15 protein-coding genes are annotated in these 20638 nt (G+C 46.6%); 11 read left to right on the top strand and 4 right to left on the bottom strand.

Annotated elements, in window-relative coordinates; translation table 11 throughout:
- Positions 1 to 26 precede the first annotated feature (26 nt).
- Complete coding sequence (locus ACINLD_RS20135) at positions 27 to 503, bottom strand: divergent PAP2 family protein (protein WP_026588609.1); 477 nt, start codon at positions 501 to 503, stop codon at positions 27 to 29.
- A gap of 163 nt (positions 504 to 666) precedes the next feature.
- Here ACINLD_RS20135 and ACINLD_RS20130 point away from each other — a divergent pair, with 163 nt between their 5' ends.
- Positions 667 to 2157 carry a leucyl aminopeptidase gene (locus ACINLD_RS20130; RefSeq protein WP_409444212.1) on the top strand — a complete coding sequence of 497 codons (1491 nt, stop codon included), beginning with the start codon at positions 667 to 669 and terminating at the stop codon, positions 2155 to 2157.
- 158 nt (positions 2158 to 2315) lie between these two features.
- Positions 2316 to 3644: a Na+/H+ antiporter family protein gene (locus ACINLD_RS20125; protein ID WP_409444210.1), complete on the top strand. Its 1329-nt coding sequence runs from the start codon at positions 2316 to 2318 to the stop codon at positions 3642 to 3644.
- Between the two features lie 50 nt (positions 3645 to 3694).
- On the opposite strand, the gene ACINLD_RS20120 is transcribed toward ACINLD_RS20125, so the two are convergent.
- Entirely contained in the window at positions 3695 to 4291 is a 597-nt protein-coding gene (locus ACINLD_RS20120) for a biotin transporter BioY (protein WP_026588606.1), read from the bottom strand.
- Positions 4292 to 4391: 100 nt separating this feature from the next.
- Between ACINLD_RS20120 and ACINLD_RS20115 the strand changes: the two genes are divergently transcribed.
- Positions 4392 to 4988, top strand: a complete 597-nt coding sequence (locus tag ACINLD_RS20115; protein ID WP_409444208.1) for a sulfite oxidase-like oxidoreductase — start codon at positions 4392 to 4394, stop codon at positions 4986 to 4988.
- A gap of 44 nt (positions 4989 to 5032) precedes the next feature.
- Here the strand turns inward: ACINLD_RS20115 and ald are convergent, their stop codons facing one another.
- Positions 5033 to 6172 carry an alanine dehydrogenase gene (ald, locus tag ACINLD_RS20110; RefSeq protein ID WP_026588604.1) on the bottom strand — a complete coding sequence of 380 codons (1140 nt, stop codon included), beginning with the start codon at positions 6170 to 6172 and terminating at the stop codon, positions 5033 to 5035.
- A gap of 105 nt (positions 6173 to 6277) precedes the next feature.
- A complete protein-coding gene (locus ACINLD_RS20105) occupies positions 6278 to 7516 on the bottom strand; it encodes a PucR family transcriptional regulator (protein ID WP_077735494.1) in 1239 nt (412 codons plus the stop codon).
- Between the two features lie 182 nt (positions 7517 to 7698).
- Between ACINLD_RS20105 and ACINLD_RS20100 the strand changes: the two genes are divergently transcribed.
- From ACINLD_RS20100 to ACINLD_RS20065, 8 genes are all read left to right on the top strand, one after another.
- Complete coding sequence (locus ACINLD_RS20100) at positions 7699 to 9102, top strand: alanine/glycine:cation symporter family protein (protein ID WP_077735493.1); 1404 nt, start codon at positions 7699 to 7701, stop codon at positions 9100 to 9102.
- A 367-nt stretch (positions 9103 to 9469) separates the two neighbouring features.
- The gene (locus ACINLD_RS20095; RefSeq protein WP_026588601.1) at positions 9470 to 9766 is read left to right on the top strand and encodes a WXG100 family type VII secretion target; all 297 of its coding nucleotides are present in this window, start codon (positions 9470 to 9472) and stop codon (positions 9764 to 9766) included.
- An 80-nt stretch (positions 9767 to 9846) separates the two neighbouring features.
- On the top strand, positions 9847 to 10086 hold the full coding sequence (locus ACINLD_RS20090; RefSeq protein ID WP_026588600.1) for an EsaB/YukD family protein: 240 nt from the start codon (positions 9847 to 9849) through the stop codon (positions 10084 to 10086).
- A 14-nt stretch (positions 10087 to 10100) separates the two neighbouring features.
- A complete protein-coding gene (essB, locus tag ACINLD_RS20085) occupies positions 10101 to 11435 on the top strand; it encodes a type VII secretion protein EssB (protein WP_026588599.1) in 1335 nt (444 codons plus the stop codon).
- 36 nt (positions 11436 to 11471) lie between these two features.
- Complete coding sequence (gene essC, locus ACINLD_RS20080) at positions 11472 to 15956, top strand: type VII secretion protein EssC (RefSeq protein WP_409444206.1); 4485 nt, start codon at positions 11472 to 11474, stop codon at positions 15954 to 15956.
- A complete protein-coding gene (esaA, locus tag ACINLD_RS20075; protein ID WP_409444204.1) occupies positions 15953 to 19114 on the top strand; it encodes a type VII secretion protein EsaA in 3162 nt (1053 codons plus the stop codon). Before essC ends, esaA begins: the two co-directional genes overlap by 4 nt.
- The gene (gene essA, locus ACINLD_RS20070) at positions 19098 to 19595 is read left to right on the top strand and encodes a type VII secretion protein EssA (RefSeq protein WP_277691575.1); all 498 of its coding nucleotides are present in this window, start codon (positions 19098 to 19100) and stop codon (positions 19593 to 19595) included. The genes esaA and essA overlap by 17 nt, the downstream gene beginning before the upstream one ends.
- 88 nt (positions 19596 to 19683) lie before the next feature.
- Positions 19684 to 20415 (top strand): (S)-benzoin forming benzil reductase, encoded by a 732-nt coding sequence (locus tag ACINLD_RS20065; RefSeq protein ID WP_409444202.1) that lies wholly within the window; start codon positions 19684 to 19686, stop codon positions 20413 to 20415.
- Positions 20416 to 20638 lie beyond the last annotated feature (223 nt).

Here is a 20638-nt window from a genome sequence, read left to right as displayed (position 1 = left end):
AAAAACGGGCTTAAACGTTTTTTATTTTACATGAATAAATAGTGCAGAATCAGCGTTAAAGCGATGCCGGTCAATCCTCCGAAAAAGACCTCGATCGGCTGATGGCCCAACAGCTCTTTTAACTTTTTTTGCTTTTCCTCCTGATGCACTTTTGGAAAATCCTTTGCCTCACTGACAAAGCGGTTGAAGTCGCGGACGAGCCGGTTGATGACCGTCGCCTGTTCTCCGGCGTGCCTTCTGACTCCGGTCGCATCAAACATCGTAATGACCGCAAATATCGAAGAGACGGCAAATAAAGACGAATCCATCCCATGGTCAAGAGCCACACCCGTTGACAGGGCCGTAACGGCCGCTGAATGAGAGCTCGGCATCCCCCCCGTGCTGGTCAACAGCCGCCAATCCCATTTTTTTGAGACGACAAAATAAATGGGCACTTTGATGAACTGAGCAAAAAAGATGGCAGCGAAGCTCGCCAGTAAAGGAAAGTTATTGAGGATTTCCATTTTCAGAACATCCTTTCTAAAAGAAAATAGAGATGAATTCAGAAAAGTATGCGGTTATTTGCTAAAATATATCATATGAAACCTCATAAGGAAAAAATGTTTTTCCTATTATAACATTGTTGCTTCAATTTTACTCACTCTGCTGGTAAGGAGCTGTGGACAGATGTTTTATGCCTTTAAAGACTTTGAAAAAAAAGAAACGCTGCTGATCGGATTGTTTAAAAAAAGCAGCCTGTACGGAAAAGCGGAAGAAATCGACCGCCTGTTGAACGGCCAGCTTTTGCAGCTGTTAAAAGACGGTGATGTATCCTCCAAAAAAGCGCAAGTTTCTAAAATATTTACCCCCTCGCTTACGGGAGTTAAACGGCTGTATGTCGTCGGATTGGGCCGGGAAGCGGACTTCTCGTTCGAGGATGCAAAGCGGTGCTTTGCAGAAGCGGTTCAAATGATTCACAAAGACAAAAAGCAGGACATAACCGTTTTGCTAGACAGCTTTGTATCTGATCAAATCGATGCAAACGATGCCGCCCATGCACTGGCGGAGTCCTGCATGCTCTCAACATATGAGGTGCAGGATTACAAGCACAGACCGAACGAACCCGAGCACCACCTGCAAAACGTTTTCGTATTAACTGATCATGACCTGAAGGAGGTTCAGGCAAGCCTTCATGTCGGCCAAGTGTATGGACATGCCACGAATTCAGCCAGAACGCTCGTCAATATGCCGGGCAATATGCTGACCGCGGCCGATCTCGCTTCCTATGCGGCTGAACTGGCGGCTAAATACGAATTCGAATGCGAAATCCTTGAGAAAGAGGAAATGGAAGAACTCGGCATGGGCGGGCTCTTGGCGGTCAACCAAGGGTCTGAAGAACCGCCGAAAATGATCGTGCTTAAATATCAAGGAAAAGAAACATGGGATGATGTGATCGGTTTGGTCGGCAAGGGAATCACGTTTGATACAGGTGGCTATTCTCTTAAAACGAAGGACGGCATTGTCGGGATGAAATCGGATATGGGAGGAGCCGCAAGCGTTTTAGGGGCGATGGAAGCGATCGGCGAACTTCGTCCCGAGCAAAATGTTCTCGCTGTCATCCCGTCCACGGACAATATGATTTCCGGAAGCGCCATGAAGCCCGACGATGTCATCGTTTCCTTAAGCGGCAAGACGATTGAAATTTTGAATACGGATGCTGAAGGACGGCTTGCCCTGGCCGACGGTCTGACTTATGCGAAACACCATGGAGCAAACGTATTGATCGATGTCGCGACACTGACAGGCGGCGTCATCGTCGCTCTCGGCACGGAAACAACGGGGGCCATGACGAATCACGCGCCGCTTTATGACCGGGTGCGGGAAGCCGCTGATGAAGCGGGAGAAGCGATCTGGCAGCTTCCGATAACAGAAAAGGACAAAAAGAGAGTGAAAAACAGCCAAATGGCCGACTTAAACAATTCGCCCGGCAGAGAAGGCCACGCCATAATGGCCGGGACTTTTCTCGGTGAATTCGCAGAGCAGACGCCATGGGTGCATCTTGATATAGCCGGAACGGCAACGACAAATCAGCATACATGCTTCGGGCCAAAAGGCGGGACAGGTGTGATGGTGAGAACGCTTGTCACGTTTGTTGAGCGGTTTACAGGAGATGTATGATCTTTTAGAATCCCCTTCACCAGGGGATTTTTTTATTGGTGAATTTTCACATTTTCAAAGCTTCATTGACGCAATCGCAAAAGATGTGGTAATATACGTTCATTACTTTAATTATCTACTACATTAGCAAACTAAAGTATTTTTTCGGAGGTTTAAATATGAATGCAGTTGTGATTGCAGTTATTGTTATGCTGATATTAAGCCTGCTGCGGGTCAATGTTGTCATTGCCTTGATTGCGGGCGCCCTTGCCGGCGGTCTGACTGGCGGGCTCGGCCTCGGTCAGACGGTCAGCGACTTTACCGAAGGGCTTGGAGGAAATGCGACGGTAGCCGTCAGCTATGCGCTTCTCGGCGCATTTGCGGTCGCTTTGACGAAAACGGGCCTCCCGGATGCCATGGTTGAAGCGGCTGTAAAGCTGATCGGCAAAGAAGGGGACACGCGGCGCAAAACACTGTCAAAAGTGTTGATCGTTCTTGTGATTTTAATCATTTCCTGTATGTCGCAAAATGTCGTTCCCGTTCATATCGCATTTATCCCGGTGTTAATCCCGCCGCTGCTCAAAATTTTAAATGAGCTTCAAGTTGACCGCCGGATCATTGCGTGTGCGATGACTTTCGGATTAACGGCTCCGTATATTTTGCTTCCGGTCGGTTTCGGCCAGATTTTCCAGGGGATTTTGAAAGATAATATGAAAGACGCGGGACTCTCCGTTTCTCTTTCGGATATTCCGCTGGCGATGATCATTCCGGTTGGTGGAATGGTTGTGGGGCTAGCAATCGCCGCTTTCGTATACCGGAAACCGCGCACATATGAAATGAAGGAAATCGCCGGTCAAAAACCTGCGGCTTATACGAAAAAAAGCCTCTCTATCGCAGTGCTGGCCATCGCCGTTTCATTAAGCGTGCAGCTGTATTTGTCACAAAGCCTTGATGTTGACGGGATGATCTTCGGCGCGCTCAGCGGATTGGCGGTCTTATTCTTAAGCGGCGCCATGAAACGAGGCGAAGCCGACGAATTGATCACAAACGGGATGAACATGATGGCGTTTATCGGCTTTGTCATGCTTGCCGCTGCAGGTTTTGCCAATGTGCTTGAGAAAACGGGCCATGTCAAATCCCTTGTTGAAGCATCCACCGGTTTGATCAGCAATAACCAGGTTGTCGGCGCGCTATTGATGCTGATCGTCGGGCTGTTGATTACAATGGGAATCGGCTCATCATTTGCGACGATCCCGATCATTGCCACGATATTCGTCCCGCTCTGCTCACAGCTCGGCTTCAGCCCGCTGGCGACGATCGCCATTATCGGAACGGCGGCAGCTTTGGGAGATGCCGGCTCGCCTGCGAGCGACAGTACGTTAGGACCGACATCAGGCTTAAATGCCGATGGACAGCACCATCACATTTGGGATACTTGTGTGCCGACGTTCATCTTTTATAACATCCCGCTGATCCTGTTTGGCTGGATCGCGGCTATCGTCCTTTAATTTTGGATATTTGTTAAAATGAAAAGAGAACCCGCAAAGGTTCTCTTTTTTTAAAAAGTGGGATTTCTTTTGAAGCCGGCGGCTTTCTGAACCGCTTTGTAAACTTTTGAGGCGAGGGCGGCCAACAGAACGGAGAAGGCCAGATCCTTGATGAAAAACCAGGTCATCATGACCCAGGCGTAAGAATAGGTGATCGGTGTGTTCAGCCAAGTTTTAAAAGCGAAATACATATAGTTGACGCCGATTAGGTAGATGATCAATGTACCGATGACTGAAGCGGTGAAAAAATCGGCTGCTTTCGGCTCAGATTTTCTGTCTGTGATCCAGCCTGCGGCATATGCCGCGGGGATGTAGGATAAAATAAAACCGCCGCTGCCCTTGAAAAGAGCGGATATTCCCCCGGAAAACGAGGCGAAAACAGGCGCGCCGATAAAGCCAACCAACGCATAAACAATCATGGATAACGCCCCCAGTCTGCGGCCGAGCAGAAGGCCCGCCAGCAGGCAGAAAAACGGCTGCATCGTCAGCGGAATTCCGCCGATTTGCAGGAAGGGAGCAAACGAAGTGATGTTGGCGCCGATTCCCATCAGAGCGGCAAACATTCCAGCAAGCGCCATGTCACTGGCACGAAGCTTTTGTTTTGTCATGTTGTTCTTCCTCCTTCATTCTCCTCCTATCGTAAAAGATGATGAAAGAGTTTGTCAACCTTATCTCTATACTAGTTAACAAAAGAGAGGTGCTTGCCACATGTTTTTTGGAAAAGCAAAACAGCACAAGCCATCTGACAGAGTGCCCCCGAACCAGAATGTCACCACGACGTTTCCCGTCCTTCACACAGGCGATGTTCCCGATTATGGAGATTTGTCAAAATGGAATCTGCAAATCTACGGATTGGTTGAACAGCCGCTCTTATTATCCTTTGAGGAACTGTGCGAGCTCCCGGAAAGCGAAGTGTCAAACGACATCCACTGTGTGACGGGATGGTCAAAACTCGATAATGTCTGGAAGGGAATCAAGACACAGGAGATAGCCAAAATCGCAAAGCCGCTTGAGGAAGCCCGATATGTGATCTTGCACGCTGAGGAAGGCTGGACGACCAATGTGCCGCTGAAGGATTTTTTGCTGGATTCCTCTTTGCTGGTCCACTCCCATAACGGCGCTCCGCTTACTCCTGAGCACGGTTTTCCGCTGAGGGCGATCATGCCGCACCTTTATTTTTGGAAAAGCGCCAAATGGCTGAGGGGCATCCAGTTTACAAAGGAAAACCACCCGGGATTTTGGGAGAAAAATGGTTACCATATGAGGGGAGACCCTTGGAAAGAAGAAAGATACAGCTTTGATTAAAAAAAGACAGAGGCCTGCGAGTAAGCCTCTGTCTTTTGAACATGTCACGCCCCAGCCGCTGACGACGAACTTTCAAGCGCCAATTCCGGCGGTACATAGCTGTCATTTAAAGCTTTTGCCACCGCTTCATATGTGATATGTCCGCTTGCCACATTGACGCCGGCCTTTAAGGCTGGATTTTCAAGAACCGCTTTTTCCGCGCCCTTGTTTGCGATCTCAAGGGCGTATGGAACCGTTACATTTGTCAGCGCCACTGTGGATGTCCGCGGGACGGCGCCGGGCATGTTGGCGACGGCGTAATGGACAATGCCGTGCTTTTCATATGTCGGATTGTCATGGGTCGTGATGTGGTCAACCGTCTCGACAATTCCGCCTTGATCAATGGCGACATCCACGATAACGGAGCCGGGCTTCATCTGTTTGACCATTTCTTCCGTCACCAATGTCGGAGCCTTTGCGCCGGGAATCAGCACCGCACAAATGAGAAGATCGGCTTCAGCGACAGCATCGGCAATATTGACCGGGTTTGACATCAGCGTTTTGATTTGATGGCCGAACTGATCGTCAAGCTGGCGGAGCCGATCTGCGTTCAAATCGATCATTGTCACATCGGCGCCAAGACCCGCCGCGATTTTCGCCGCATTTGTGCCGACGACGCCTCCTCCGATAATCGTCACTTTTCCGCGAGCCACACCGGGAACGCCGGCTAATAATATGCCTTTTCCGCCTTTCGGCTTTTCAAGGAATTGCGCACCGATCTGGGCGGCCATCCGTCCGGCGACTTCCGACATCGGCGTCAGCAAAGGAAGGGAACGGCCGTCACTTACCGTTTCATAAGCGATGGCGATGACACCGCTTTGTTTTAGAGCTTCAGCCAAAGAAGGCTCCGCAGCCAAATGGAGATAGGTGAACAAGATCAGCCCTTCGCGAAAATAGGGATACTCTTCAGGCAAAGGCTCTTTTACTTTCATCACCATCTCCGCAGTATTCCAAACCGTTTTTGCCTCTTCGGCGATCTCCGCACCTGCTGACACATAATCCTCATTTTCGAATCCGCTTCCCGCACCTGCATCTGTTTCCAGGATGACGCGGTGGCCGGCGGCAATCAGCTGCGCTGCTCCACCGGGAGTCAGCGCCACCCTGTTTTCATTGTTTTTGATTTCTTTCGGAACCCCGATCATCATCGCGTCGCTCCTCCTTCTATGGTTACTGTTCTTTTAGTTTATACTGACAATTTAGAATTTTCTTTGTTCGAATAAGAAAATAAAAAAACATGCATTTGTGGAATCTCACAAATGCATGTTGCGAAGCTTGATTTCAAGGTAAATCGTAAACTTTTCATTAATGTTTTTTAAATCGATTTCCGCGATTTTGCCGATCCGCTTCAGCCTGTAGTTTAATGTATTGACATGAATGTTCAGCTTTTTGGCAGCGGTGTTGACATTGCTGTCACACTCGATAAACTGCTCAAGGGTCTCGACGAGATTGGAGTGGTGTTCTTGATCATAAGCCTCAAGCTGCATGAGCGAATAATTTGGATAGTTCGCGTGTTTTCTTTTTTCGGCAAGCACATCGAGGTATTGATAAATGCCGAGCTCTGAAAAGCTGACGAGATGCTTTGTTTCGTCCGCAAACCGCTCCTTTACTTTTAAGACGGAGAGCGCTTCCTGATAGGATTGGTGCACACGGGTGATCGACCCGTACATTCCTCCGATCGAAATCGTGCAGTCGTTCAGCTTGTACCGCTCACTAAGCTGCTTTTGAATACTTCCGGCAAACTGTTTTAAATCGTTAAAAGGCTGTCCGTTTTCCCCTGTTTTCGGAGCGGCGAGGATGATCAGCTCATTATAGTCGATCGTGGCCAGCGAAATTTGCACCTGCTGTGTCGTCTCCAATAAATAATTGAGCTGTTTTTCGGTTTTTTCCTCAATTTCGTTTTTCAGGCGGATGATGAAGACAGAGTAGGAAGACGGCACCCTGATGCCGAGCTGATGAAAGCCGTCGGCAATTTCCTGTTCCTCTGAAATATGCCCTGTGAGCAGCTTCCAGAAAAATTCCTGGCTGCGCTGTTCATTCTTTCGTTTGCGGACCTGGTATGGCAAAAGCTTATTCTTCACGGAATCGGCGGCAAGCCTTAAGAGGTGAAGCTCGTCTTCCGACAGTGTTTTTTGGCTTTCGAGAGCCCAAATGAAACCGATGACTTCGCTGTTTTTCCAGATTGAGATCGCCACGCGGCTGCTCAGACCGACTTCATCGATTTGCTCCACCCTGATCGGTTCGTCTGTTTTCATCAAAGCTGGAATCGTTCCGTCTTTCCAGAGCTTGTTGATCACCTTTTCCGGAACGCGCCGGCCGATGATCGTCGATGTTCTCGCCGGATCGGTATAGTCGCTGTGCGTGCTGTAAGCAAGGAGGCGGTGGTTGACATCCTCTATCGTAATCGGGCAGTTCAGCACCTCGCTGATATGATCCGCCACATCTTCCAAACGGTCGTATTGGTATTTAAAAGGATTCACTCGATTGTTCATAAAAAACCCCTACTTTTATGTTTGCATGAAAAAATTTTGACATATACCCATCTTACTTTTATTATGAATATAGTTGTTTGTGAAAATCAACAAAAAAGTTAATCGCGATTCATTATATTTCATGAATGGTGACAGCTATTACAACAAATTTAATTATTTTGGAATAAGAGGAGTAGACAGCGGTGTTGGTATTAGAGAAAATTAACAGCATTTTATGGGGAGTCCCGGGCATCGTTCTGCTTGTAGGGACCGGAATTTTTTTGACGGTGATCCTGAGGGGGCTTCAATTTAAACGATTGATATATGCTTTCAAGCTCGCTTTCGGAAAAGAAAAAGAGTCTGCGGGTGCAGACGGCGATGTCAGCAACTTCAAAGCGCTGATGACGACGCTGGCCGGGACGATTGGAAACGGCAATATCGCCGGGGTGGCCACGGCGATTACGGTAGGGGGCCCGGGGGCTTTGTTCTGGATGTGGCTCGTCGGCCTTTTGGGTATGGCTACCAAATACAGTGAAGCTTTGCTGGCAATGAAATACCGTGTCAAAAATGAACGCGGCGAGTATTCCGGAGGACCGATGTACTATGTTGAAAAAGGTCTCGGAAAGAAGTGGAAGCCGCTCGCCGTCTTGTTTGCGCTGTCGGGCGTGCTCGCTTCTTTTGGAATCGGCGACTCTGTCCAGTCCAATACGATTGCTGAGGTCGTCACACATACATTCGGCATCCAAGATTGGATTATCGGCCTTGTGCTCGCAGTGCTGACAGCGGCGATTATTTTCGGCGGCTTTCAGCGCGTCAGCACGGTTGCAAGCATTTTTGTGCCGGTGATGGCGATTCTTTATATCGGCGGTTCATTGATTATCATTTTCCTGCATTATGATCAAATCATTCCGGCGTTTCAGCTGATTTTCTATCATGCTTTCAACCCGGTGTCTGCGGCCGGAGGCTTCACAGGAGTGGTCGTGTCCGAAGCGATCAGAAACGGAATGTCCAAGGGGATCTTTTCAAACGAAGCCGGTTTAGGAACAGCGGCTCTCATCGCCGGGAATGCCAAAACCGATCATCCTGTTAAATCGGCGCTGGTGGCGATGACGGGAACGTTTATTGTGACATTGATCGTTTGCACAATGACAGGGCTTGTCCTCATCATTACAGGGTTCTGGGATCCTTCAGGCGGGTTGATTTCCGGAGTTGCCCATGATACATCCCTTGACGCGGGGGCGCTCACGAATGCGGCGTTCGCCTCTTCTTTAGGGTTAACAGGGAAGTACATTGTTACGTTTTCGGTGATCTTTTTCGGCTATTCAACAATTGTCGGCTGGTATGTATATGGAGAAAAATGTCTTGAATATCTTGTCGGCTTAAAATGGGTGCCGATTTACCGTGTTGCTTACGTATTCATCACGTTTTACGGTGCTGTGGCAAGCCTGAATACGGTATGGGCTTTTGCCGACATGGCGAACGCGTTGATGATGATTCCCAACCTGGTGGCTCTTGTTTTATTATGGAAGGTCATTCGCGCGGAAACCGACGATTTCTTTTTAAATCATTACAACCGGCAAAAGCCGGCGAAACTAAAAGCCGGGTGAGGCGAAAAAGCCTGTCTCCAAGATAAGGAGACAGGCTTTTTTGGTCTGAGCGCCTTCTCGGCGTTTTTCTTCATTATAATGCAATCCATCCTTTTCACTATGGACTTTAAAAAGCTTGCACATAGTCAAATAGAACCATCGATTTTGATTCAAATTGAATATTTGATGAAAATTGAGATTTTTTTACTAGATTTCTAGAATTTTTGCTGGATGGAAATAGAGGAATGATAAACCTTTAGACTCATTTTGTAAAATAACAACAGATTTGTTTGACTGTGCCTCAATCTTGTTTTTATAATAAAAGCGTTCAAAAAAATAAGTTATTTAGCCCATATCTAGGGCGAATAGCGCAGGAGGTATAAGGAATATGTCAGGAATCATTCGTGTTACGCCGGCTGAACTGCGGCAAATGGCTGACAGATATCAAAAAGAAAGCGGAGACGTTACTGAACAGGTCAACCAGCGTCTTGATCAAATGATCAACCAGCTTCAAGATATGTGGGAAGGTGAATCAAGCCGCGCGTTCGCAGAGCAATATCAAGAGCTGAGACCTTCTTTTGTGAAAATGGCTGAACTTCTAAGCGACGTTTCTAAACAGCTTCATCAGACTGCTAACACTCTTGAAAGCACTGACCAAGACATCGCTAGCCAAATTCGCGGCTAATTTACAGATTAGAAGAAAGAGAGAAGCGCCTAATTCAAAAGAAGATGACGGCGCTTTTTCTATTGAGAGGTGATGAACTGGTGTATGTTGACATTACCATCGATTTAAAACATTATGACGGCGGCGCTTTTGATCTCAGACTGTCAGATTACCATTCTGTCAAAAAGGTGGTCGACATCGCTTGGCAGGCCAAGAGCATATCTGTCCCTCCCCGCGAAGGCTGCTGGATCAGGGTGACAAATAAGGATGCCGTTTTTTCAGGCGAATACACACTGTCACAGTGCGGTATAACGACTGGAGACCGTCTTGAAATATTATGAAAGGATCTGGATGAATGGCAGAAAAAAAGAAAACGTATCTGGAAAATCAACTGGAAGCCGTCATGACGAAGGAAGACGATGCTTACATTTTTCGTTTTCAACGAGAAAAGATCAACCTTGTCAACGGCTTGGAAGCAAACGTCATCAAAGAAGTCGATCCTTCCTTTAAAAAAGAAACCGTCATGACCGATGATGAAGTCCAAATTTCGATTCAGCCTCCTGCTGAATATAAAGAATTTCGCTACTTGAAATCCAAAAATAAAAAAAGCAAATGGCTTTTCGCCTACCAGCTCGTCAAAGCTGTTGAAGAGCATTCGGTCAAAAGGCTGCATCTCATTGCGACGCCGGAAAACATTGTCTTTGACAAAGGGTTGACCCCGAAATTTTTACATTATGGAGTGAAAGAAAGCATTCCGCCATACGAACACGATGAAGAAAGACTTTTTAATGAAGTGAAGGCAGCAGCGGCGCTTGCCGTTGACGGCGAATTCACCTTTGAAGAGTATTTAAAATACAGCGAAACCATCAAGTTTTCAGACGAAGTGAAAAACATCGTCTCAAGCGGGACATACGGCGATTTAAAAGCTGTCATTCAAAGACGGCTTGATGAGCTTGACGCCGAAGAAAAAACGCTTGTCCACCTTCCGAAGAAGAAGTGGAAGACGCAAAGATACATAGGATTGGGCCTTATTTTATGTTTAGTACCGGCTTTATTGTTTTCCTTCTATTCTTTATTCTTCGCTCAGCCAAAACAGGAGGCGTTTGTCGAAAGCAACCGCTACTTTTTAAATAAACAGTACAGCAAAGTCATCAGCACGCTTGATAAATACAAACCTGATGAGATGCCGGATTCCGTTCAATATCAGCTCGCATATTCCTATATGATTGTTGAAAACGCGCTGAAGGAATTAGACTGGCAGGAAGATGCCCTGAACAGCCTTACGCTGCAGGTCGATCCGAATAACTTCCTCTACTGGATTCAGATCGGACGCGGGGAAAATAAAGAGGCGTTAGAGACGGCTCGTAAGCTGGAAAACAACTTCCAAATCATATTTGCAATCTCGAAATATATCATTGAGATCAAGGCGGATAACCAATTGTCAAGCGAAGAGAGGCAGAAACAGCTGGATCCGCTGCAAAAGGAATATGACGAATTGTATGAGACATTGGAAAAGGAAAAAAACGCGCAGAAAAATACTGAAGAAAACCAGCAGGTAACGACTGAGCAAAAACAGGCTGATATAGAGGCTGCAAAGACTGAACAAGAAAAAGCGGAAAAGACTGAAAAGGAGCAGGAGAAAAAAGAAAATAAAGAAAAGGAAGAGCAAAAGAAAAAAGATGATAAATAAAGTGAAGATAACCTGTTGTTGGCAGGAGGCGGAAAAATGAGTCTGTTATGGATTTTTTACCATGAAAATTATCAAAAAATAAAACTGGATGATCACAGCAGCCGCACGCTGACAATCGGACCGGATGTCAAGCATTCCGTCACCATCAGCCGTTTTCCGTTTGAAAAAGGTCCGGTGACATTGGAAAAACAAAAGGACTCCGATCTGTACAGCGTCTATCGCAAGGATGAGCCGGCCTCTTCTTTGGCGCTTGGTGATAAAACGGTCCTAAAAGACGGCGCCGGGGAGCTGACGCTCTTTTTAACGGAAGAATCCGAAGACGCCCCTGCCTATTATTTAGGAGAGAGAAAAGAAATCGCTGTTTCCTCCTGCAATGAGGAGGCGGATGTCTCTTTTACCGAAGCGGATTCGCCTTTCGGAGACCGCGGCACCTTCTTATTTATCCGCCTTGAAGGCAAGTGGCATGTGATCCCGAATGGTGCGCTCGTCTATATGAACGGGGAAAAAATAACCGCTCCTGCCCTGGTGCAAAATGGGGATGAAATTTTATACGGCCTGAATGCGTTCCGCATCATTGAAAACGACCTTTTGGAAATTCATGGACAAGAGGAGTTTGCTACAAACCTGGAAAAAATGCTCAGGCCTACCTCTGAAACGAAAAATAAATATCCGCATTACCGCAGGCCGCCGAGGATGATTTACGACCTGCCGGATGAGAAAATATCCTTCAGCTTTCCGGCGCAGGAAAGCGATGAGAACAACAGAGGCTTATGGCTGATGATATTGCCTCCGCTTGTCATGCTGCTTGTGATGGGAATCGTGGCGATCATTCAGCCGCGGGGCATCTTTATCGTCGTTTCCCTGGCGATGTTTATGATGACGCTGATTACATCAACTGTGCAATACTTCCGTGATAAAAGCCAGCGCAAAAAACGCGAAGAAAAAAGGGAGCGCGTCTATACGCTTTACCTTGAGAATAAAAAGAAGGAATTGCATGAACTGGCGGAAAAACAAAAATTCGTCCTGGAGTTCCATTTTCCTGCCTTTGAACGGATGAAATATTTAACAAAGGAAATCAGCGGCCGAATTTGGGAAAAAACAATTGAAAGCGCAGATTTCCTGCAAATCCGCCTTGGCACGGGAACGGTTGCCTCTTCCTATCAAATCAACCTGAATGGCGGAGATTTGGCAAACCGTGATACAGACCATCTGCTCGAACAGACGCAAAAGATGGAAGAGGTTTACAGAGAACTAAAAAACGCGCCGATTACCGTCAATCTCGCCGAAGGACCGATGGGGGTTGTCGGAAAAGAAGCTGTCGTCAAAAACGAGATCCATCAGCTCGTCGGACAGCTCGCTTTCTTCCACAGCTATCATGATTTACGCTTTGTCTTTATTTTTGACGAAGCCGAGTATAAAGAATGGGAATGGATGAAGTGGCTTCCGCATTTTCAGATGCCGCATACATATGCGCGAGGATTTATTTACAACGAACAGACGAGGGATCAACTTCTTTCAAGCGTCTACGAGCTGTTAAGAGAACGCGATTTGGATGAAAACAAAGACAAGACCCGGTTCAGACCGCATTTTGTCTTTATTATCACAAACCAGCAGCTGATCGCTGAACACGTCATACTTGAATATTTGGAAGGGAAGCAGAAAAACCTCGGAGTGTCGACAATCGTTGCGGCAGAGACGAAAGAAAGCCTGTCCGAAAACATCCATACCCTCGTTCGTTATATTACCGAACAGGAAGGCGACATTCTGATCAAGCAAAAGAAAGCCGTGCAGATCCCGTTTCAATTGGATCAGCATACAAGGGAAGACAATGAGATCTTTTCACGTACATTAAGGACGCTTGACCACCAGCTTGGAATGACCAATTCAATTCCTGATACGGTTTCGTTCCTTGAGCTGTTCCATGCGAAAGAAGTCGATGACATCGGTATCGGACAAAAGTGGCTGACAAGCGAATCGGCCAAATCGTTGGCTGTGCCGATCGGCTATAAAGGAAAAGATGACATCGTGTATTTAAACCTGCACGAAAAAGCACACGGTCCCCACGGATTGCTTGCGGGGACGACCGGATCGGGAAAAAGTGAATTTTTGCAAACGTATATTTTGTCTTTGGCTGTTCACTTCCATCCGCATGAAGTCGCTTTTCTTTTGATCGACTATAAAGGGGGCGGAATGGCGCAGCCGTTCCGGAACATTCCCCACCTGCTCGGAACGATCACGAACATTGAAGGCAGCAAAAACTTCAGTACGCGGGCATTGGCATCAATTAAAAGCGAGCTGAAGAAAAGGCAGCGCCTTTTTGATCAGTACAGCGTCAATCATATCAATGATTACACAAAGCTTTACAAGCAGAAAAAAGCGAAAACGGCAATGCCTCACTTATTCTTAATATCGGATGAGTTTGCCGAATTAAAAAGCGAAGAGCCGGAATTTATCCGCGAGCTCGTCAGTGCGGCAAGGATCGGCCGAAGCCTCGGCGTGCATTTGATCTTGGCGACGCAAAAACCGGGCGGCATCATCGATGACCAGATCTGGAGCAACTCGAGATTTAAAGTGGCTTTAAAGGTGCAGGACGCCAATGACAGTAAAGAGATCCTCAAAAACGGGGATGCGGCCACGATCACGGTAACCGGCCGGGGGTATTTGCAGGTCGGCAACAATGAGGTATATGAGCTGTTCCAGTCTGCCTGGAGCGGAGCGCCTTATGCCGAGGACGCCTACGGAACGGAAGATGAGGTGGCAATCGTCACCGATACCGGATTAATTCCTTTATCAGATGTAGACGCAGACCATGCCTCGAAAAAAGAGGTTCAGACGGAAATTTCCGCTGTTGTGGAACAAATTGAGCGCATTCAGGAGGAAATGGGAGTCGAAAAGCTCCCGAGTCCTTGGCTGCCGCCGCTTGAGGAACGTATTCCCAAAGCGCTTTATCCGTCGGAGGAGGCCGATACATTCAACTTCGCCTTTATCGATGAACCGGAAAAGCAAAGTCAGGAGCCGATCAGCTACCGCATGATGGACGACGGCAATATCGCCATCGTCGGATCATCCGGCTACGGAAAATCGCTGAGTGCGATCACCTTCCTGATGAGCTTTGCGGCTGAATACACGCCAGAAGAACTGCACAACTACATTTTTGACTTTGGAAACGGAACGCTTCTGCCGCTTGCGAGACTTCCGCATACGGCCGATTATTTCCTGATGGATCAGACAAGAAAAATCGAAAAATTCATGGTCCGCATCAAAGAGGAAATCGAGCATCGGAAAAATCTGTTCCGCGCCAAAGAAATCAGCCATATTAAGATGTACAATGCGCTGAACGAAGAGAAGCTTCCGTTCATTTTCATCACGGTTGACAACTTCGACATCATCAAAGATGAAATGCACGATCTCGAAGCTGAATTTATTCAGTTCGCCCGCGACGGCCAGTCATTGGGGATCTATTTGATCCTGACGGCGACGAGGGTCAACGCGATCAGACAGTCGCTGTTGAACAATCTGAAAACAAGGGTCGTTCATTATTTGATGGACCAGTCCGAAGCCTATTCCATTATCGGAAGGCCGGAATACAGCCTTGAACCGATTCCGGGGCGTGTCATCTTAAACAAAGAAAACCAATACTTTGCGCAAATGTTTTTGCCTGTTGAAGCAAACAGCGATATCGAACTGTTTGAAAACATCAAAGCCGATATTCAGGACATTGCCGAGCGCTTCAAGGACATGAGAAAGCCTGCGCCGGTGCCGATGCTGCCGCTGGAGCTTTCCGTGACGCAGTTGATGAGGGACTATCCGCTTCAGCCTGAAAGAGGACTGATTCCGATGGGGCTTGATGAAGAGTCTGTCGAACCTGTTTACTTTAACCTTGAGAAAAATAAACATTGCCTTATCATGGGGCAGACCCAGCGCGGAAAAACAAATGTCATCAAAATCATGCTTGAGCATCTGCTTGATCATGATACGAAAAAGATCGCTGTGTTTGACTCCATCGACCGCGGCTTATCTCAATACGCGACAGAGGATCAGATCAGCTACCTTGAAACAAAGGATGACATTCTTCTATGGCTGTCCGAAACAGAAGAAATCTGCCGGACGAGGGAAGCCATGTATGTGGAGGCTGTCAGACAAGGGGAAATCGCAAACCTTGACTTTTCGCCGATGGTCTTTATCGTCGACGGAATTTCGCGGTTCCAGCAGACGATTGACGCATCGATCCAAGATAAGATGGCGATGTTCATGAAGTCTTATGCCCATTTAGGTTTCCACTTTATACCTGCCGGAAACCACAATGAATTTACAAAAGGATATGATGCATTGACAAGCGAAGTCAAGCAAGTCAGACATGCCGTCCTGCTGATGAAAAAGTCCGAGCAAAACTTGATCCAGCTTCCGTATGAACGGCAGGAGCCGGAAATTCAGCCGGGCTTCGGCTATATCGTTGAAAACGGCAGGGAAAGAAAAATTCAAATTCCTTTATGTTCTGTAGAAAGGAAGAAAACGACATGACGGAACAACAAAAAAGCACTCTGAAAATCATCAGCGCGATGGTCATCATCATCCTTCTGCCCGTCTTATTCTTTCATTTCATCGGCGAGAATCCGACGAAAAAGGTTTCGAGCGCGACAAGGGAAATCGCCGTTGTCAATGAGGATACCGGCGTCTTGAAAGAGGACGGAACCGTTGATGAAGATACGTTATTTGGAAACCAAATATCGGCGTTTTTGGCTGAACGTCCGGACTACAAATGGACGGTCGTCAGCCGAAGCGCCGCCGAAAGCGGACTTGCGGAAAAGCAATACGATGCGATTGTCTACATCCCGTCCGATTTTTCGCAAAACATTTTAAGCTATAATCATAAACGTCCGCAAAAAGCGGAGTTGGAATTTAAAATTCAGGGCCAGCTTGACGCCGTCAACAAGGAAAAAGTCCAGCGTGAGCTTCAGGACGCCCAAAAAACGGTGAGCAAGAAAATGACGACTCTGTATTGGGGGCTTGTCAAACAGGAGGTCAAAAAGGTCAGAAAAGAATTCGACAGCATCGTCAACAAAGAGTCGGAATTCCAAAACGCCATGTACAACTTTTATAAGCCGAGCTCCAATGACTTAGCGGGCGAGGTGAACAGACAAAAAGAGATGATCGAAAGCCTCAAGGAGTCGATCAATGAAACACACGGCACATCAAAAGAACGCAACGCAAGCGTTGAAGAAACGAAAAAGCAGCTGGACAGCTTTGTTGACAATGTCAATCAGTATAAAGAGTACCAGGAAAAGCAGTCAGAGCTGCTTCAATCAGCCCAGGCGGACAGTGAAGAACAAATTCAAGACGGCCTGACATCCATCAAAGAAAAGCAAGCCAGCGCCCAAAGCCGCTTCAGCGAACAAATGAACGGTATGGCAATGTCGCTCAATGGTTTACAAAACCAGTTTAGCCTTGCTGGAAGTTCGCTTGAGAATTTGGCGAAATACCGTTATGATTTAGTGCCACAACAGCAACTTGATGGAATAAATACGATACAGAATGATCTGGTTAATACTTATCAATTTAACACTAGAGAATATGCCTTGGATCAAATTGAGGATTCAATTATTTCTACACGTGCCCAATTGTCAAACGACCCAGGTGAAGATTCCGATAATAAAGAAGAACCAGTAGACATCGAAGACATTGATCTTAGTGAAGAGATGACAAAGTTAGATGAGATTTCTAAGGAACTTTCAAAACTGTCTGATGGTATTGATGTCTCTGAGGATGAAGATACCCAAGGTCCTGATAATGGTACACCAGGCGACGAACCGTCGTCAGGAAGTGAGGATCAAACGCAACCGGGCGACGAACCGTCGTCAGGAAGTGAGGATCAAACGCAACCGGGTAACGAACCGTCTTCTGGAAGCGAGGATCAAGCGCAATCGGGTGATGAACCATCTTCTGGAAGCGAGGATCAATTACAACCTACTGGCACTTCTACAAGTAATGTCGGGGATCAATTAAATCAGGAAGATGCAACGGCTTCTGACAATAACGGACAAACGGAAGGGAATACGTCATCTGATACTGAAAATAGTGAACAGGAGCCAGACAGTCGAAACGGGGACGATACAACTGGTGAAAATCCGACATCTGGTGAAGAATCACCGTCTGATCAGAATAAAAATAATCTAGAAGAATTAAAACAGCAGTTAAACGATATTTCTGCCAATGTTAGTAAAGTCAAGACTGATATTGAGACAAAAGAAAATGATCATAACGAAGATGTTGAGAAAAAGGTCGAAAAATTAAACACGAAGATAGATGAATTGGTTCAAGATATTAAAGGTATTGAAGAGAAACAAAGTGAAGAAATCTATTCTAAAATTATTGAAACTGAAAATGAAATTTTAAGGTCTCCTAATTTAATTAAAGAAAGATATTTCAAATTGGATGCAGTTTTTAAATCTGAACTTAAAAGTAATGACCTTAATAATTTACTAGCGTATTTTAAATCTATTTCAAAGTATCAAGCAACGTTAGAATTAGGATATCCCGATAAAAATAAACTTTTATACCAAAAAGAAGAAGAAGTGAAATCAGTCCTCAGAGTCAATGAAGACGAAAATACAAAATGGGAAAACCTTAAAAACAACATGCTGTTATCAAATGAGGACATTCAAGATTACACAGAAGGCATGTCCGATTTTGTAACAACCTACGGAGAATTCATTGATGAAAAGCAGACGGAAACGCTGAATGAGCTTAGCACAATCTCAGAGAGAGCAAATGCCGTCTCTGAACAGCTCAGCAATCCGGTGGGTGCCGGAACGGCGGTCTTTGAAGGAGATGCGACAGACGGCTCCATGGTGATCAGCATGCAGGATACGCTTGGAAATGACATTCTGCAGCTGTCAGATATGCTTGGTTCCTTGTCAGAAACGCAATCAGGTGTCATCGAGTACACCAACAATATTACGGAAAGTGTAAACGATGTTCAGCAAAAAGCGGATACCCTGAATTCAAACTGGGGTCAGAACGTCAATACGACAAAGCTCGTCCGCGGTGATGTGTACAGCATCCTCGGCAATGCTTTTGGAGGAAATGACGGATATGTATACGATCATCTGGCGAGTCCTGTGAAAATCAGCGGGGATGTTCCTGAATCAAAAGCGCAAAACGTACCGCCGGTTGTCATTCTCGTCATTGTCATGATCTCAAGTTTGTTGATCGGATACTTCAGCCACCACTACCAAAACGCTCCGCTTCTCGTCAGAGGCGCGCTGTTTGGAATACTGAATATCATTGTCGGATTGATGATCAGCCTGTTCGGCTTGAACATCTACTCTCTGGCAGATGACCAGGCCGTGATGTGGTCGGCCTTTACGATCATGCTGCTTGTCGCAAGCTCCGCCGTCATCCGTTCGGCATTCATGCTTGGCTCCATTGCCGGAGGCGCGGCAACAGCTTTCATGATTTTGTTCTACATTGCTCCGCTGCTTGATTTGGCCATGCCGAATTTCAGCTTCGAGAATCCGGTGTCAACCGTATATATGTCCATTCAGTATGGAACAGGCGATATGTTCGCACTCGGAATGGGAGCATTGGTTCTTATCGCAATCATCGCATTGGCCGTTCCGTTTATTGTCGATTTTGCAAAATCAAAAACGGAGGAAAGCGAGAATGACATTGATGCGTAATGCGAGATGGGGAAAGAAGGGGATCATGGCTGTCATGCTCTCCTTCTTTCTTTTCACACCGCTTGTGAAAGCGGATGAAACCGATGAAGTCGACGTCAAGCCAAACGAGTATGAAAAGCAGGATGTCAAAATCGAAACGGACTACCTGCAGGAAGACGATGCTGTATACAAAGAAGATATACCGATACCGGAAGAGCTGAAGGAATTCTCATTTTCGGACAAGAAAAAAGACGGTCCCCTCGAACAGCTGAAAGGTCTATCGGGAAGCTTCACAAATAAAAGCAATTCCGTCGCCTCAAAGCTGAAAGAGCTCAATCTGTCATTTTCAGCGGAGCCATCATTAGGCAAACAGGAAGATGACATGGCAGAAGACAAGCAATCCATCTTCCTGCCTATCTTGTATGGAGTCCTGATCCTTCTCTGTATTGCGGGCCTGTTCTTCTTGATTCCGAGAGTTGTCAGCGGCCAGCAGAAGAAATAGGGGCTGCCTTTCTTCCGGGACAAACCGCGGAAGCACTTGAGAAGCCTGCCGACGAATCAGTACAATGATGGATAAGGAGGGAATTCAGATGCATTTATCCATTGTCACAGGAGCGTCAAAAGGCCTCGGCGCAGCGATTGCCAACGGTTTTTTGGAAAACGGCCATTTGGTGCACACCGTCTCCAGGACCAAGTCCGATATTTGCCATGACAGACTGATTCAGCATGAGGCTGATCTGACAAATCCGGCGGAAACAGAGAAGTGGTTTCAGCAATTGACTGATTCTGTGCAAATCGACGAGTTGGCTTCGATCACACTGGTCAATAACGCCGGCATGGTGACGCCGATCAAGCGCGCAGGCGAGGCCGGGCAGGAGGAACTGAGCCGGCACTATAACCTGAATCTGCTTGCTCCGGTTATCCTCAGCCAGCAGTTTACAAAGTGGCTCACTCCATTTAATGGCGAAAAAACGATCGTCAATATTTCGTCCGGTGCAGCCAAAAACCCTTACAAAGGCTGGAGCGCCTATTGCAGCTCAAAAGCCGGGCTTGATATGTTCACTGAAACATTCGCCTTTGAACAGGAGGATGAGGAATATCCTGTGCGGATGATTTCGTTTTCTCCGGGAGTCATGGATACCGGCATGCAAGAGATCATTCGCTCATCATCCAAAAAAGACTTCCATGAGATTGAGCGGTTTAAAAACTATCAAACAAAGGGCAGCCTGAGAAGCACTGCCTTTGTTGCCGGAATGCTTCTTGATCTGCTTGAGACGGAGTTTGAAACCGGCAGAGTGTACGACATCAAAGAATTTTTGTGAAAGGCAAAAACAAGCACAGTGAGATATATTGTGCTTGTTTTTTTATTTTCGCCCTCAGGCTTTAGTGTTCTTTAAGAAGGGCTGCCCACATTTCTTTGTGTGGGGTGTAATCATTCGATGACAATGTGTTTTGTCTGTGAATGATAAAAGCGGTCATGATGAAAAATGATGTGCCAGATCAATTGAGATTTGCGCGAAAATATGTTAGGATTCTAAAAATATA

Source organism: Bacillus sp. z60-11, assembly GCF_046464135.1.
GTDB classification, from domain to species: domain Bacteria; phylum Bacillota; class Bacilli; order Bacillales; family Bacillaceae; genus Bacillus; species Bacillus sonorensis_A.
Note: the sequence above shows the minus strand (reverse complement) of the source record. Positions and strands in the feature narration are given on the sequence as shown.

What these genes read in the sequence shown, in the direction of transcription:
- essC (WP_409444206.1), top strand. Translation starts at nt 11,472, where the DNA reads ATGAGTCTGTTATGGATTTTTTACCATGAAAATTATCAAAAAATAAAA.
- ACINLD_RS20130 (WP_409444212.1), top strand. Translation starts at nt 667, where the DNA reads ATGTTTTATGCCTTTAAAGACTTTGAAAAAAAAGAAACGCTGCTGATC.
- ACINLD_RS20095 (WP_026588601.1), top strand. Translation starts at nt 9,470, where the DNA reads ATGTCAGGAATCATTCGTGTTACGCCGGCTGAACTGCGGCAAATGGCT.
- ACINLD_RS20135 (WP_026588609.1), bottom strand. Translation starts at nt 503, where the DNA reads ATGGAAATCCTCAATAACTTTCCTTTACTGGCGAGCTTCGCTGCCATC.
- ACINLD_RS20125 (WP_409444210.1), top strand. Translation starts at nt 2,316, where the DNA reads ATGAATGCAGTTGTGATTGCAGTTATTGTTATGCTGATATTAAGCCTG.
- essB (WP_026588599.1), top strand. Translation starts at nt 10,101, where the DNA reads ATGGCAGAAAAAAAGAAAACGTATCTGGAAAATCAACTGGAAGCCGTC.
- essA (WP_277691575.1), top strand. Translation starts at nt 19,098, where the DNA reads ATGACATTGATGCGTAATGCGAGATGGGGAAAGAAGGGGATCATGGCT.
- ACINLD_RS20120 (WP_026588606.1), bottom strand. Translation starts at nt 4,291, where the DNA reads ATGACAAAACAAAAGCTTCGTGCCAGTGACATGGCGCTTGCTGGAATG.
- ACINLD_RS20065 (WP_409444202.1), top strand. Translation starts at nt 19,684, where the DNA reads ATGCATTTATCCATTGTCACAGGAGCGTCAAAAGGCCTCGGCGCAGCG.
- esaA (WP_409444204.1), top strand. Translation starts at nt 15,953, where the DNA reads ATGACGGAACAACAAAAAAGCACTCTGAAAATCATCAGCGCGATGGTC.
- ACINLD_RS20115 (WP_409444208.1), top strand. Translation starts at nt 4,392, where the DNA reads ATGTTTTTTGGAAAAGCAAAACAGCACAAGCCATCTGACAGAGTGCCC.
- ald (WP_026588604.1), bottom strand. Translation starts at nt 6,172, where the DNA reads ATGATGATCGGGGTTCCGAAAGAAATCAAAAACAATGAAAACAGGGTG.
- ACINLD_RS20105 (WP_077735494.1), bottom strand. Translation starts at nt 7,516, where the DNA reads ATGAACAATCGAGTGAATCCTTTTAAATACCAATACGACCGTTTGGAA.